The sequence below is a fragment of the Rhodopseudomonas sp. BR0M22 genome (assembly GCF_010907035.1).
Classification (GTDB): Bacteria; Pseudomonadota; Alphaproteobacteria; order Rhizobiales; family Xanthobacteraceae; genus Rhodopseudomonas.
Genome location: NZ_QUMK01000006.1, coordinates 23458 through 36076 on the forward strand (window position 1 = coordinate 23458; position 12619 = coordinate 36076).

Sequence of the window (12619 nt, forward strand, 5' to 3'; positions counted from 1 at the left end):
AAGGTCAGGGTAAACAATGGCGAAGCAAGGGCAGAGTTCATCGCACGATCTCGACGGCCTCACCGCGGCCGCGCGGGACGCTGCGGCGAGCGCCGCCAAGGGCAAGGGCTTGCCGCCCGTACATCTGTGGAATCCGCCGTTCTGCGGCGATCTCGACATGCGCATCGCCACCGACGGAACCTGGTTCTATCTCGGCACGCCGATCGGCCGACCGGCCCTGGTGCGGCTGTTCTCGACCATTCTGAAGCGCGAAGGCGACAAGCACTTTCTGGTGACGCCGGTCGAGAAGGTCGGAATCACGGTCGATGACGCGCCGTTTCTCGCTGTCGAAATGGTGAAGGATCAGGACGATCGCGGCCCGCTGCTGCGCTTCCGGACCAATGTCGACGATTGGGTCGCTTGTGACGCTGATCACAGGCTCAGGTTCGAGGTCGCCGCGGACGGCGGAGTTACACCGTACCTTCATGTACGTGCCGATTTATGGGCGAAGGTGACACGGGCGGTGTATTACGATCTGGTTGACATCGGTGTGGAGCGGGTGGTCGATGGACACTCGATGTTCGGCATTGCCTCCGGCGGCACATTCTTCGCCATGGCCGATGCCGAGCTGATGAGGGAAGCGCATTGATCGGACCGACGACGGGAACGCAGTCTGCCAGTAGCAGCATCAGTTCGGCGGACTTCTTCGATCGGGCCCTGCGGCGGTTGCGATTCGACGTGCCGCCGGCGCTCACCGACGCCGCCGTGATTCCGGCCACCGGCGATGCGGGTAACGACCAGATGCTGCGCACGATCGCGCAGGAGCGGCCGATCCGCCCCGCCGCTGTGCTGATTCCGGTTGTCGAACACGCCGAACCGACCGTGCTGCTGACGATGCGGGCGGCGCATCTCAACGATCATGCCGGCCAGATCGCGTTTCCCGGCGGCAAGATCGACGCCACAGACAACTCGCCGCTCGACGCGGCGCTGCGGGAGGCCGAAGAAGAGATCGGCCTCGATCGGTCGTATGTGGAGCCGATCGGCTATCTCGATGTCTACGGCACGGCCTTCGGTTTTCGGATCTTGCCGACGGTGGCACGGGTGCGACCAGGGTTCGCGCTCACCATCAACAAGTCGGAAGTCGACGACGCCTTCGAAGTGCCGCTCGCGTTTCTGATGGACCCCGGCAATCATCAATTGCACAGCAAGGAGTTCCGCGGCGTGCAGCGCTCCTACTACGCGATGCCGTTCGCCGAGCGCTACATCTGGGGAGCGACCGCCGGCATCCTGCGCGCGTTGTACGAGCGAGTCTGTCTGCCATGATTCGTGCGGTCCTCACCGAGGTCGGAATATTCCTCATACCTTTCGTGCTCTACGCGATCTTCCTGATCGCCACGCGGGAGGCGATGCTGCATCCTGCCTCCTGGCCACTGCGCGTGGTCGGGTGGCTGACGGCTGCGGCTCTGGTGCTGGTGATCCTGAGCTTGCTGCTGTTGGTGCAATATTCGGGCGCACCGCCGGGATCGACCTATGTCCCGGCGCATCTTGAGAACGGCAGGCTGGTGCCTGGGGACGAGAAATGACCGACGTGCCGGTGCGCAATAATGCACCGTGGCTGCACACGGGACCGGCGGCGCGGGTGCTCGCGCTGCTCAACGGCGACGGCGAAGAGGCACGGGTTGTCGGCGGTGCCGTGCGCAATGCGTTGCTGGGCCAGCCGATCGGCGACATCGATATCGCCACCACCGCAGTTCCGGAAGACGTGATCCGCCGCGCCAAGACCGATGGCATCAAGGCGGTGCCGACCGGGATCGAGCACGGCACCGTGACGCTGGTCCTCGACGGTCACGGCTTCGAAATCACCACGCTGCGCGAGGACGTCGAGACCTTCGGCCGCAAGGCCAAGGTGGCGTTCGGCCGCGATTGGGAGCGCGACGCGCAGCGCCGCGACTTCACCATCAACGCGCTGTCGATGTCGGCCGACGGCACGGTACACGATTACGTCGGCGGCCTCGCCGACATCGCGGCCCGGCGGGTCCGCTTCATCGGCGATCCGGATCAGCGGATCGCCGAGGATTACTTGCGCATCCTGCGGTTCTTCCGCATCCACGCCGCTTACGGCGTCGGCGCCCCGGACCGCGATGCGTATTTGGCCTGTATCCGTGGTCGCAGCGGCCTTTCGACATTGTCCGCCGAACGGCTGCGGATGGAGATGCTGAAGCTGATGATCGCCGACGGCGCCGAAGCCTCGGTGGTGGCGATGGCCGACGGCGGGCTGCTGCTCGCGGTGCTCGGCGGTGTCACTTATCTCGGCGCGTTCGCCGCGATGATCGGCGCCGAACGCGCGCTCGGGCTCGACGCTGATCCGGTGCGGCGGCTCGGCGCGCTGGCGGTCGCCGTGACCGAGGACGCGAAGCGCCTGGCACAGCGGCTGCGGCTGTCGAACGTGGAAGCCAAGCGGCTCGACTCGATGGGGCACCGCTGGTGGCGGCTCGCCGGCATGGACGAAGCCACCGCACGGCGGCGGCTGTATCGGCTCGGCGAAGCGCGGTTTCACGATCGCATGATGCTGGCCTGGGCGCGCGCCGGCCGCACCGCCGATCCGGCGCCGTGGCATCGGCAGATCGCGTTGCCGCAGCGCTGGCAGGCGCCGACGTTTCCGCTCAAGGCCGCCGATTTTCTCGCCCGCGGCTTCGCCGCCGGTCCGGCGCTCGGCCACGTCCTGACACTGGCCGAAGATGCCTGGCTCGCCGCCGACTTTCCGCTCGATCCGGCCGCACTCCGCACCATCGCCGATCAGACCGCGGCGCGGTTTGCGCGCGATCATCTGTTGTAGTTGGGCGGCTGTCGCGGAAGCGGCGATTATCACCGAAGAGAATGAGGCTCGCGGCGACTGCGCGCGTCCGGCGCATTTAGGAAAGTGCGCAGCCGCAATGACCCGCGACTGCGCCAGTCAAGGCGAAGACAGCCTGCTCGTTCAGGCGACCTTGGTCTGCTCGTCGTCCAGATCGTCGTCTTCGTCTTCATCGTCATCATCGTCGCCGACTTCGACGGCGATCGAGTCGAGCACGGCGAGCGGCAAGGTTTCGCGGAACAGATCGCCGTCCTCGCCCATCCACAGACAGGTCGCGCTGTCGGCATTGGCTTCCGCCACCGTCATCGCCTGGCCGCCGGATTTCAGCATGACGATATCGCCCGGTTTCAAGTCCATGGTCGGCTCCCACTCGGTTGTTGACCTTGGGGCGAGCCTAGCGATTCGTCATGACAGCCCGATCACGCCGGCGCGAGCTACCGGATGCCGGTGATTTTGTGGGTCTGCAGGCTGAGCCGCCATTGCGGATGCTGCAGGCAGTAAGCGATCGCGCGGGTGGTGTTGTCGTCGCGCTCTGGGCCGTCCATCGGCTGCAGTGAGAACCGCGCAAAATCGAGCGCGGCGAAGTCGTCCGGCATCGCGCCCGGCTGCGGATACACCAGCTTCAATTCATCGCCGCTGCGAATACGCAGCTCGGCGCCTTCCTTCGGGCTGACGCACAGCCAATCGATGCCGTCCGGCGGCGCGATCGTGCCGTTGGTCTCGACGCCGATTTCGAAACCGCGCGCGTGCAGCGCAGCGATCAGTTCGGAATCGAGCTGCAGCAGCGGCTCGCCGCCGGTGATCACGACGTAGCGGTCGCGCGCATCGCCGCTCCATTGCGCCGCGATCGTATCGGCGAGCAGGTCGGCCTCCGCGTAGCGCCCGCCGAGCGTTCCGTCGGTGCCGATGAAGTCCGTATCGCAGAATTTGCAGGTCGCCTGGTCACGGTCCTGCTCGCGGCCGGTCCATAGATTGCAGCCGGCGAACCGGCAGAATACGGCGGCGCGGCCGGCATGGGCGCCTTCGCCCTGCAGCGTCAGAAAGATTTCCTTAACCGCGTAGCTCACCCGCGTTTGTCCTTACTCTGCGAATTGGATTTGCCGCAGCGCCTCGCCGGTCACCATCGCGGCGGCCATCGCGACGTTCAGTGAGCGCAGGCCGGGCTGCATGGGAATTACTAACCGGGCGTCAGCGGCGGCCGCGACCTCGTCCGGGACGCCGGCGCTTTCGCGGCCGAGCATCAGTACGTCAGTCGGCTGGTAACGCTGTTGGAAATAAGGTCTTTCTCCTTTGGTCGTAAGTAAAATCAGCCTGCAGCCGGTGTTTTCCCGCCATTGCTCGAATTTTAGCCAGGAATCGTGCCGGATAATGCTGACCTGATCCAGATAGTCCATCCCGGCGCGGCGGAAATGCCGATCGGAAGTCGGGAAGCCGGCCGGCTCGATGATGTGGGCTTCGACGTTCAAACAGGCGCAAAACCGAAGAATAGTGCCGGTGTTTTGCGGGATATCGGGTTGAAACAAGGCGATCCGCATCCCGTAATGCTCCCAATCAACTGAACGATAACGTGCGCTGTGTTCTGACACGCCCTTGAATCGTTTGAGGCGCGCCAATTAGCCGTTCGCGGGCTTGCGCTCTACCGGCAAGGGTGCCAATAGAACGATTCTGGACTGTCTGTTCTACCCGACCGGCCATGACAAGCGGCCCGGGGCATCTGAAGGCCGCCGATCTCGCGACCTCCCCGGGCAATGATCTCGCAAATTTGCCGAGAGCGCTGTGCCGGTCGCAGAGATGAAAGGGCTTGGGATCGTGACGACAGAGGCTTCGGCGGAACCGACACGCCGTGATTTTCTCTACATCGCAACCGGCGCGGTTGCCGCCGTCGGTGCGGCGGCCGCGGTGTGGCCGTTCATCTCGCAGATGAACCCGGACGCGTCGACCATCGCCGCCGGCGCTCCGATCGAAGTCGATCTCACTCCGATCGCTCAGGGGCAGGACATCAAGGTGTTCTGGCGCGGTCAGCCGATCTACATCATGAACCGCACCCCGAAGCAGGTCGAGGAAGCGCGCAACACGCCGCTGTCCGATCTGAAGGATCCGCAGACCGATCAGGCGCGGACCAAGGAAGGCCACGAGAACTGGCTGGTGGTGGTCGGCATCTGCACCCATCTGGGCTGCATTCCGATCGCGCACGAGGGCAAGTACGACGGCTTCTTCTGCCCGTGCCACGGCTCGCAGTACGACAGCTCCGGCCGCATCCGTCAGGGGCCGGCGCCGCTCAACCTGCCGATTCCCCCCTACCAATTCGTCTCCGACACCAAAGTCCAGATCGGCTGACGTTCCCGCGCGCCGTACCATTGCTTACTAGGATCGCATCATGAGCGGACCCTCGACCTATCAGCCACAAAGCCCCTTGATGAAGTGGCTGGAGCAGCGCCTGCCGATCGCGGGCCTCGTTCATTCGTCTTTCATCGCCTACCCGACGCCGCGTAACCTGAACTACTGGTGGACGTTCGGCGCCATCCTGTCGATGATGCTGGCGGTGCAGATCGTCACCGGCATCGTGCTGGCGATGCACTACACCCCGCACGTCGATCTGGCGTTCGACTCGGTCGAGCGGATCGTGCGCGACGTCAACTACGGTTGGCTGCTGCGCAACATGCACGCCGCCGGCGCGTCGATGTTCTTCATCGCCGTCTACGTCCACATGCTCCGCGGTCTGTACTACGGCTCGTACAAGGCGCCGCGCGAAGTGTTGTGGATCCTCGGCGTCATCATCTACCTGTTGATGATGGCGACCGGCTTCATGGGTTACGTGCTGCCGTGGGGCCAGATGAGCTTCTGGGGCGCCACCGTGATCACCAACCTGTTCTCGGCGTTCCCGGTGGTCGGCGACAGCATCGTGACGCTGCTGTGGGGCGGCTATTCGGTCGGCAATCCGACCCTGAACCGCTTCTTCTCGCTGCACTACCTGCTGCCCTTCGTGATCGCCGGCGTCGTCGTGCTGCACGTCTGGGCGCTGCACGTCACTGGCCAGAACAACCCGGCCGGCGTCGAGCCGAAGACCGAAAAGGACACCGTTCCGTTCACGCCTTACGCGACCCTCAAGGACGTGTTCGGCATGTCGTGCTTCCTGGTGTTCTACTCCTGGTTCATCTTCTACATGCCGAACTACCTCGGCGACGCCGAGAACTACGTTCCGGCCAACCCGGGCGTGACCCCGCCGCACATCGTGCCGGAATGGTACTACCTGCCGTTCTACGCGATCCTGCGCTCGATCCCGAACAAGCTGCTGGGCGTCATCGCGATGTTCGGCGCGATCATCGTGCTGCTGTTCCTGCCCTGGCTGGATAGCTGCAAGGTGCGCTCGTCGCGCTATCGGCCGATCGCCAAGCGCTTCTTCTGGGGCTTCGTGGCGACCTGCCTGGTGCTCGGCTGGCTCGGCTCGAAGCCGGCGGAGGGCATCTACACCACGCTCGGTCAGGTGTTCACCTTCTTCTACTTCGCCTACTTCCTGATCGTGCTCCCGGTGCTGGGTCGGATGGAAAAGACCTTGCCGCTGCCGAACTCGATCGCCGAAGACGTGCTCAACAAGGGCAAGGTGACCAAGGCGGTGGCTGGCCTCGTGGCGGTGCTGTTCGCGGGCGGCCTGATGGTCGGCGGCGTGCAGCCGGCCAAGGCCAACGAAGGCGGTGAGAACCCGCCGTCATTGCAGTGGAGCTTCGCGGGTCCGTTCGGCACCTACGATCGCGCCCAGCTGCAGCGCGGCTTCAAGATCTACAAGGAAGTCTGCTCCAACTGCCACTCGCTGAAGTTGCTGCAATATCGCAACCTCGCCGAGCCGGGCGGCCCGGGCTTCACCGTCGAGCAGGCCAAGGCGATCGCGGCCGAAGCTCAGATCAAGGACGGCCCGAACGATCAGGGTGAGATGTTCGAGCGTCCCGGCCGGCTTGCCGACACCTTCCACTCGCCGTTCCCGAACGAGCAGGCTGCTCGCGCGGCCAACGGTGGTGCGGCTCCGCCCGACATGTCGCTGCTGGCGAAGGCACGCACCTATTCGCGCGGCTTCCCGCAGTTCATCTTCGACTTCTTCACTCAGTTCCAGGAGCAGGGCCCGAACTACATCGCCGCGCTGCTGCAGGGCTACGAAGACACCCCGCCGGAAGGCTTCAGTCTCCCGGACGGCTCGTTCTACAACAAGTGGTACCCGGGCCATTCGATCAAGATGCCGCCGCCGATCCAGTCCGGCATGGTGAGCTACGACGACGGTACGCCGGAAACGCTCGAGCAGTACGCCAAGGACGTGACCTCGTTCCTGATGTGGGCCTCCGAGCCGCACATGGAGGCCCGCAAGCGCCTCGGTCTGCAGGTGATGATCTTCCTGATCATCCTCTCCGGCCTGCTGTACTTCGTGAAGCGCAAGGTGTGGTCGAACGTCCACTAACCGGACCGACCATCGCGAACGAGACAGGAAAGCCCCTTCGGGGGCTTTTTTGTTGTCTGCATCCAGCCCGCGATGCGCCGCAGCGATTGCATCCGGCGGCCGCACCGGACAAAATAATCAAAAGCATTCGCATCTAACTCGCGGGGAGGCACCATGGGCACGCTGATCACTTTCAAACGTCCGGACGGCAAGGAAGCCAGCGGCTATCTGGCCAATTCCGCCAGCGGCAATGCGCCGGGCGTGGTGGTGATTCAGGAGTGGTGGGGACTGTCGGAGCAGATCAAGGGACTGACCGATCGGTTCGCGCATGCCGGCTTCGATGCGCTCGCGCCCGACCTCTACAACGGCACGGTGGTGCCGTATCACGACACGGATGCGGCCAACAAAGAGATGACCTCGCTCGACTTCATGGACGCCACCACCCAGACGGTGCGCGGCGCGGTGAACTATCTGTCGCGCAACGGCGCCAAGGTCGGCCTCACCGGATTCTGCCTCGGCGGCGCGGTGACGGTGATCGGCGCGTGCAAGATTCCCGAACTGAGCGCCGCCGTGGTGTTCTACGGCATTCCGCCGGAGCAGGCCGCCAAGCCGTCGGAAGTGCGGGTGCCGATGCAGGGCCATTTCGCCAATCGCGACGATTGGTGCACTCCGCAGGTGGTCGACGCGTTCGAGAAGGGGCTGAAGGATGCCGGCAAGTCGGCCGAGTTCTTCCGCTACGAGGCCGACCACGCCTTCGTCAACGAGCAGCGCGCGGCGGTGCACGATCGCGCGGCGGCGGAACTGGCGTGGACTCGTGCGACGCAGTTCTTTGGAAAGCATCTGACGTGACGGCGGCCGGCCGGTAAAATTTGAGTATTCGGCTGAACATTTGGCAGATCGGTTTGCTGCGATAACGTGGGTCTACGCCACGAGGACAGCATGCTTGAAAAAGTCTTGAACCCGGATCTCCGAAACGTCGTCGATCTCGCCAGCTACCGAGCCAAGCCGCTCGGCCTCCGGGGAGACGAGGGGCGCCGGTGCAGACACTGCGGAGCGGCGCTGCTCGATGACGAATCGGAGGATGATTGTTCGAGCGCCGGCGTCGCCCTCCAGTCGCCGGCCGGCCGGAGGCCGACGCGAGTGTTCCGCGCAGATTGATTTGATGACGACCGGCGTAGCGGCCGCGAGCCGCCGCGCCGCATGCGGCAAAATCGATGCGATCGTCTGCAGCGCCCCGTTTCCGATGTGATCGGAAGCGGGGCGTTGACGTTTTGGGGGGGGCGGGCGGAAGGCCGGCCGCAGGATCAGACGTGCTGGCCGCCGTTGATGTGGATCTCGGCGCCGTTCACATAGGACGAGGTTTCGGTGCACAGCACGTAGATGATCTTGGCGACCTCGTCCGGGGTGCCGAGCCGGCGCATCGGGATCTGCTCCTCGACGATCTTCTCGGTGCCCGGCGACAGGATCGAGGTGTCGATCTCGCCCGGCGCGATCGAATTGACCCGGACGCCGACATGGCCGAAGTCGGCCGCCATTTCCCGGGTCAGAGCCGCGAGCGCCGCCTTCGAGGTGGCATAGGCGGCACCGGCGAACGGGTGCACGCGCGAGCCGGCGATCGAGGTGACGTTCACCACCGAGCCCTTGACCGCCTTCAGTTCCTCGATCAGTCCGCGCGCCATCATGATCGGCGCGAAGAAATTCACCCGGAACACATGCTCCCAGGTGTCGAGTTCGGTGTCGATGGTGCCGAGACGGGAACCGCCCGCCGCCTTCGGCGAGATCGCCGCGTTATTCACCAGCGCATGCAGCACGCCGCCGTCGAGCCGCTCGCGGATCTCATCGATCGCCCGCAGCGTGTCGGCGCGGTCGCCGAGGTCGACCTGAATGTGGTCTTCCGGGCCGGCGCCCCACGGGCACTGCTCCGGAAACGGGTGACGGGAGCAAGTGATCACTCGCCAGCCGGCGCTGGAGAAGCGGATCACCGTGGCATGGCCGATGCCGCGACTGGCGCCGGTCAGAATCATGGTCCGGCGCGGCGCGTTGCTCTCGGGCGGGCGCGGCTTCAGTGAGTCGGGGCTCATGGATACAGCCTTGTCTTGATCCAGGGGTGATCCGGGGTGTCCCGGCAGAATTCGATACGGTCGTGCAGGCGGAACGGACGGTCGTGCCAGAATTCGATCCGGCTCGGCGTGATCCGCCAGCCGCTCCAGCCCGGCGGCCGCGGAACCTCGCCGACCAGATGGCGCGCGGCGACCTTGGCGATCGCCTGCTCGAACGCGAACCGGCTTTCCAACGGCTGCGACTGCTTGCTCGCCCAGGCGCCGATTTGCGCCTGTTTCGGCCGTGTGGCGAAATAGGCGTCGGCCTCGGCGTCGGTCACCGGCGTTACCGTGCCGCGAATCCGAATTTGCCGGCGCAGCGATTTCCAGTGAAACAGCAGCGCCGCCTTCGGATTGCCGGCGAGTTCGCGGCCCTTCTGACTGGCGATGTGGCTGTAGAATACGAAACCGTGGTCGTCATAGCCCTTCATTAGAACCATGCGCACGTCGGGCAGGCCGTCGGCATCGACGGTCGCCAGCGCCATTGCGTTCGGATCGTTGGGTTCGGACCGGTTCGCTTCGGCAAGCCATTCGGCGAACAGCGCAAACGGATTCTCTGCGGCGGTGAAATCACCGGACGTTAACTCACTTTGTGGTCTGATCGTAGGGTCGCTCATGCGAGGAAATCCGAATTGTGCTTCACCGCGGTCCGGAACGCGCTGCAGGTTCTATGTAGGTTCGACCTATATAGGGCACCGCAACGCATTGGCCTATCGGCGATCCTGCAGCCTGCTTCGGCAATGATAGCGATTCTAATCGGTGCCTCGCTCGGCGGCTGCGGCATGACCGGGCGCGACGGACCGTTCGCGCAGATGGATTCGAGCGACTTCACCGGCTCGATCGGCGCGATCCTGCCGGCCAAGGACGACGGACCGACCGAGGCCGATCTGGCGCTGGCGCGGATGGCCGCCTCCGATGTCCTGACCAAAGGCGACAAGGATTCGAGCCAGCCGTGGGAGAATCCGGCGACCGGTGCGCGTGGCTCGGTGACGCCGCTGGCGGCCGCCTACAGCAACGAAGGGCGGACCTGTCGGGATTTTCTCGCCTCCTATGTGAGGGACCAGACCGAGAGCTGGATGCAGGGCGCAGCCTGCCGCACCCCGCGCGGCCATTGGGAAGTCCGTGCGCTCAAACCGTGGCGGCGCGGCTAAACCGGTCGATTGCATCGGCAATCGAGCCGATTCCGGTTGCAAAAACGACATGAAACCCCCAGATGACTACCGACGGGCGTTCGCCCACAGTTCGAATTCCTGAAGGAGACGAGACGGATGCGCGACCCCTATGAGGTCCTGGGGGTGCAGCGGGACGCCAGCGCTGCGGCGATCAAAAGCGCCTATCGCAAGCTGGCGAAGAAGCATCACCCCGACAGCAACAAGAACGATCCGAAAGCCGCCGCGCGCTTCTCTGAAATCAATTCCGCCAACGAAATCCTCGGCGACGAGACCAAGCGCAAGCAATACGACCGCGGCGAGATCGATGCCGAAGGCAAGCCGCGCTTCCAGGGCTTTCCTGGCGGCGGCGGTGGCCGCGCGGGCGGCGCCGGCGGGTTCGAGCAATATTCCTTCCGCAGCGGCGGCGGCGCCCCCGGGGGCGGATTCGGCGGCGCGGCCGGGTTCGAGGATATTTTGAACTCGATGTTCGGCGGCGCGGCCGGCGCGCGCGGTGCCGGCGCGCGTGGCCGGACCCAGGGTTTCGATTTCGACACCGGCTTTGCGCCCGATCTCGATCAGTCGGTGTCGATGACGGTGACGCTGGAGGAATCCGTGCGCGGCACCGAAAAGCGCGTGCGGCTGCCGAGCGGCAAGGAACTCAACGTCAAGATTCCGGCCGGCGTCAATGCGGGCCAGCAGATCCGGCTGAAGGGGCAGGGCGAGAGCGCGCCCGGCCACCGCGCCGGCGACCTGCTGATCACCGTCAACATCGCCCCGCATCCTTACTTCAAGATCGACGGCAACGATCTGAAGCTGGAGCTGCCGCTGACGTTGTACGAAGCGGTGCTCGGCGCCAAAGTGCGGGTGCCGACGCTGACAGGCGCGATCGAGCTGTCGATCCCGAAGAATACCTCGAGCGGGCGCATCTTCCGGCTCAAGGGCAAGGGGCTGTCGAAAGGCGGCGCGACCGGCGATCTGTTCGTCACCACCCGCATCATCCTCCCCGACGGCCACGATGCCGAGCTGGAAAAGCTGATGCAGAAGTGGCGCGACAGCCACCCCTACAATCCGCGCGGCGATCTCGGCTGAGCCGGATCGCTTGATGAACAGGCCGCGCGCTGCAACAGCGCGCGGCTTTAAGCGCATCGTCGACCAGCTCGATTCAGCACCTCCTTGCGCGTCCGCCTCCTTGCCCAAATGGTTGAATTTGCAGGTGGACATTGGGCTGTACCCGGCCCGGGCGGTGGTGTAGGTCGAAGGCCGATTGCAAGACGATAGGATCCTCCATGTCGACAGCTTCCGGCCTGATGCAGGGCAAGCGCGGCGTCATTCTCGGCGTCGCCAACAACCGTTCGATCGCCTATGGCATTGCGAAAGCCTGCCGCGCCCAGGGCGCCGAGATTGCGCTGACCTATCAGGGCGATGCGCTGAAGAAGCGGGTCGAACCGCTCGCAGCCGAGCTCGGCGGTCTCGTTCTCGGGCACTGCGACGTCACCGACGGCGCCACGATCGACGCGGTGTTCGATGTGGTGAAGGAGAAGTGGGGCAAGATCGATTTCGTGGTCCACGCCATCGCGTTCGCCGACAAGGATGAACTCGACGGCCGCTACGTCGACACCACGCCGGAGAACTTCTCCAAGTCGATGCTGATCTCGTGCTACTCGCTGACCGCGATCGCCCAGCGCGCCGAGAAGCTGATGACCGACGGCGGCTCGATCATCACCCTCACGTATTACGGCGCCGAGAAGTGGATGCCGCATTACAACGTGATGGGCGTCGCCAAGGCCGCGTTGGAAGCCAGCGTGCGCTATCTCGCCGCCGACCTCGGGGAGAAGAACATCCGCGTCAACGCGATCTCCGCCGGCCCGATCAAGACTCTGGCCGCCTCCGGCATCGGCGACTTCCGCTACATTCTGAAGTGGAACGAATACAACGCACCGCTGCGCCGCACCGTGACGATCGACGAGGTCGGCGACAGCGCGTTGTACTTCCTGTCCGACCTGTCGCGCGGCGTCACCGGCGAAGTCCATCACGTCGATTCCGGCTACCATGTCGTCGGCATGAAGAACCCCGACGCGCCGGATATCTCGCTGGGCGGCAAGGATTAGTTCAA

The 12619-nt window shown here is 64.8% G+C and carries 15 protein-coding genes; 10 read left to right on the top strand and 5 right to left on the bottom strand.

Annotation, left to right across the window (positions count from 1 at the left end):
* Positions 1-16 precede the first annotated feature (16 nt).
* The 4 genes from DY468_RS03050 to DY468_RS03065 are packed head-to-tail and all read left to right on the top strand — an operon-like array spanning position 17 to position 2815.
* Positions 17-628 (top strand): DUF1285 domain-containing protein, encoded by a 612-nt coding sequence (locus DY468_RS03050; RefSeq protein ID WP_164602270.1) that lies wholly within the window; start codon positions 17-19, stop codon positions 626-628.
* A gap of 38 nt (positions 629-666) precedes the next feature.
* Entirely contained in the window at positions 667-1302 is a 636-nt protein-coding gene (locus tag DY468_RS03055; RefSeq protein WP_349644239.1) for a CoA pyrophosphatase, read from the top strand.
* Positions 1299-1562 (top strand): DUF6111 family protein, encoded by a 264-nt coding sequence (locus tag DY468_RS03060; protein WP_164602274.1) that lies wholly within the window; start codon positions 1299-1301, stop codon positions 1560-1562. The genes DY468_RS03055 and DY468_RS03060 overlap by 4 nt, the downstream gene beginning before the upstream one ends.
* Positions 1559-2815: a CCA tRNA nucleotidyltransferase gene (locus DY468_RS03065; RefSeq protein ID WP_164602276.1), complete on the top strand. Its 1257-nt coding sequence runs from the start codon at positions 1559-1561 to the stop codon at positions 2813-2815. The genes DY468_RS03060 and DY468_RS03065 overlap by 4 nt, the downstream gene beginning before the upstream one ends.
* Before the next feature lie 141 nt (positions 2816-2956).
* Here the strand turns inward: DY468_RS03065 and DY468_RS03070 are convergent, their stop codons facing one another.
* The 3 genes from DY468_RS03070 to DY468_RS03080 form a co-directional block, all read right to left on the bottom strand.
* On the bottom strand, positions 2957-3190 hold the full coding sequence (locus tag DY468_RS03070) for a YodC family protein (RefSeq protein ID WP_164602278.1): 234 nt from the start codon (positions 3188-3190) through the stop codon (positions 2957-2959).
* 77 nt (positions 3191-3267) lie between these two features.
* Positions 3268-3900, bottom strand: coding sequence for a 7-carboxy-7-deazaguanine synthase (gene queE, locus DY468_RS03075; RefSeq protein WP_164602280.1), 633 nt, complete (start codon positions 3898-3900; stop codon positions 3268-3270).
* Between the two features lie 12 nt (positions 3901-3912).
* On the bottom strand, positions 3913-4368 hold the full coding sequence (locus tag DY468_RS03080) for a tRNA (cytidine(34)-2'-O)-methyltransferase (RefSeq protein WP_164602412.1): 456 nt from the start codon (positions 4366-4368) through the stop codon (positions 3913-3915).
* A gap of 274 nt (positions 4369-4642) precedes the next feature.
* On the opposite strand from DY468_RS03080, the gene petA reads away from it, so the two are divergent.
* The 3 genes from petA to DY468_RS03095 all read left to right on the top strand — a co-directional run bounded on the left by petA (position 4643) and on the right by DY468_RS03095 (position 8105).
* Positions 4643-5170, top strand: a complete 528-nt coding sequence (gene petA, locus DY468_RS03085; RefSeq protein ID WP_164602282.1) for a ubiquinol-cytochrome c reductase iron-sulfur subunit — start codon at positions 4643-4645, stop codon at positions 5168-5170.
* A 40-nt stretch (positions 5171-5210) separates the two neighbouring features.
* Positions 5211-7277: a cytochrome c1 gene (locus tag DY468_RS03090; RefSeq protein ID WP_164602285.1), complete on the top strand. Its 2067-nt coding sequence runs from the start codon at positions 5211-5213 to the stop codon at positions 7275-7277.
* A 153-nt stretch (positions 7278-7430) separates the two neighbouring features.
* A complete protein-coding gene (locus tag DY468_RS03095; RefSeq protein ID WP_164602287.1) occupies positions 7431-8105 on the top strand; it encodes a dienelactone hydrolase family protein in 675 nt (224 codons plus the stop codon).
* 455 nt (positions 8106-8560) lie between these two features.
* On the opposite strand, the gene DY468_RS03100 is transcribed toward DY468_RS03095, so the two are convergent.
* Together DY468_RS03100 and pdxH are read right to left on the bottom strand one after the other, a co-directional pair.
* On the bottom strand, positions 8561-9337 hold the full coding sequence (locus DY468_RS03100) for an SDR family NAD(P)-dependent oxidoreductase (RefSeq protein WP_164602289.1): 777 nt from the start codon (positions 9335-9337) through the stop codon (positions 8561-8563).
* On the bottom strand, positions 9334-9972 hold the full coding sequence (gene pdxH / locus DY468_RS03105) for a pyridoxamine 5'-phosphate oxidase (protein ID WP_164602291.1): 639 nt from the start codon (positions 9970-9972) through the stop codon (positions 9334-9336). The genes DY468_RS03100 and pdxH overlap by 4 nt, the downstream gene beginning before the upstream one ends.
* Positions 9973-10095: 123 nt before the next feature.
* On the opposite strand from pdxH, the gene DY468_RS03110 reads away from it, so the two are divergent.
* The 3 genes from DY468_RS03110 (at position 10096) to fabI (ending at position 12614) form a co-directional block, all read left to right on the top strand.
* Positions 10096-10506: an RT0821/Lpp0805 family surface protein gene (locus tag DY468_RS03110; RefSeq protein WP_164602293.1), complete on the top strand. Its 411-nt coding sequence runs from the start codon at positions 10096-10098 to the stop codon at positions 10504-10506.
* A gap of 117 nt (positions 10507-10623) precedes the next feature.
* On the top strand, positions 10624-11595 hold the full coding sequence (locus tag DY468_RS03115; RefSeq protein ID WP_164602295.1) for a DnaJ C-terminal domain-containing protein: 972 nt from the start codon (positions 10624-10626) through the stop codon (positions 11593-11595).
* A gap of 197 nt (positions 11596-11792) precedes the next feature.
* Complete coding sequence (fabI, locus tag DY468_RS03120; RefSeq protein ID WP_164602297.1) at positions 11793-12614, top strand: enoyl-ACP reductase FabI; 822 nt, start codon at positions 11793-11795, stop codon at positions 12612-12614.
* Positions 12615-12619: the final 5 nt, after the last annotated feature.

Excerpts from the sequence above, each read along its gene's own strand:
- DY468_RS03050 (WP_164602270.1), top strand. The coding sequence starts at position 17 with ATGGCGAAGCAAGGGCAGAGTTCATCGCACGATCTCGACGGCCTCACC.
- DY468_RS03060 (WP_164602274.1), top strand. The coding sequence starts at position 1,299 with ATGATTCGTGCGGTCCTCACCGAGGTCGGAATATTCCTCATACCTTTC.
- DY468_RS03065 (WP_164602276.1), top strand. The coding sequence starts at position 1,559 with ATGACCGACGTGCCGGTGCGCAATAATGCACCGTGGCTGCACACGGGA.
- DY468_RS03070 (WP_164602278.1), bottom strand. The coding sequence starts at position 3,190 with ATGGACTTGAAACCGGGCGATATCGTCATGCTGAAATCCGGCGGCCAG.
- DY468_RS03080 (WP_164602412.1), bottom strand. The coding sequence starts at position 4,368 with ATGCGGATCGCCTTGTTTCAACCCGATATCCCGCAAAACACCGGCACT.
- DY468_RS03090 (WP_164602285.1), top strand. The coding sequence starts at position 5,211 with ATGAGCGGACCCTCGACCTATCAGCCACAAAGCCCCTTGATGAAGTGG.
- DY468_RS03095 (WP_164602287.1), top strand. The coding sequence starts at position 7,431 with ATGGGCACGCTGATCACTTTCAAACGTCCGGACGGCAAGGAAGCCAGC.
- DY468_RS03100 (WP_164602289.1), bottom strand. The coding sequence starts at position 9,337 with ATGAGCCCCGACTCACTGAAGCCGCGCCCGCCCGAGAGCAACGCGCCG.
- pdxH (WP_164602291.1), bottom strand. The coding sequence starts at position 9,972 with ATGAGCGACCCTACGATCAGACCACAAAGTGAGTTAACGTCCGGTGAT.
- DY468_RS03110 (WP_164602293.1), top strand. The coding sequence starts at position 10,096 with ATGATAGCGATTCTAATCGGTGCCTCGCTCGGCGGCTGCGGCATGACC.
- DY468_RS03115 (WP_164602295.1), top strand. The coding sequence starts at position 10,624 with ATGCGCGACCCCTATGAGGTCCTGGGGGTGCAGCGGGACGCCAGCGCT.
- fabI (WP_164602297.1), top strand. The coding sequence starts at position 11,793 with ATGTCGACAGCTTCCGGCCTGATGCAGGGCAAGCGCGGCGTCATTCTC.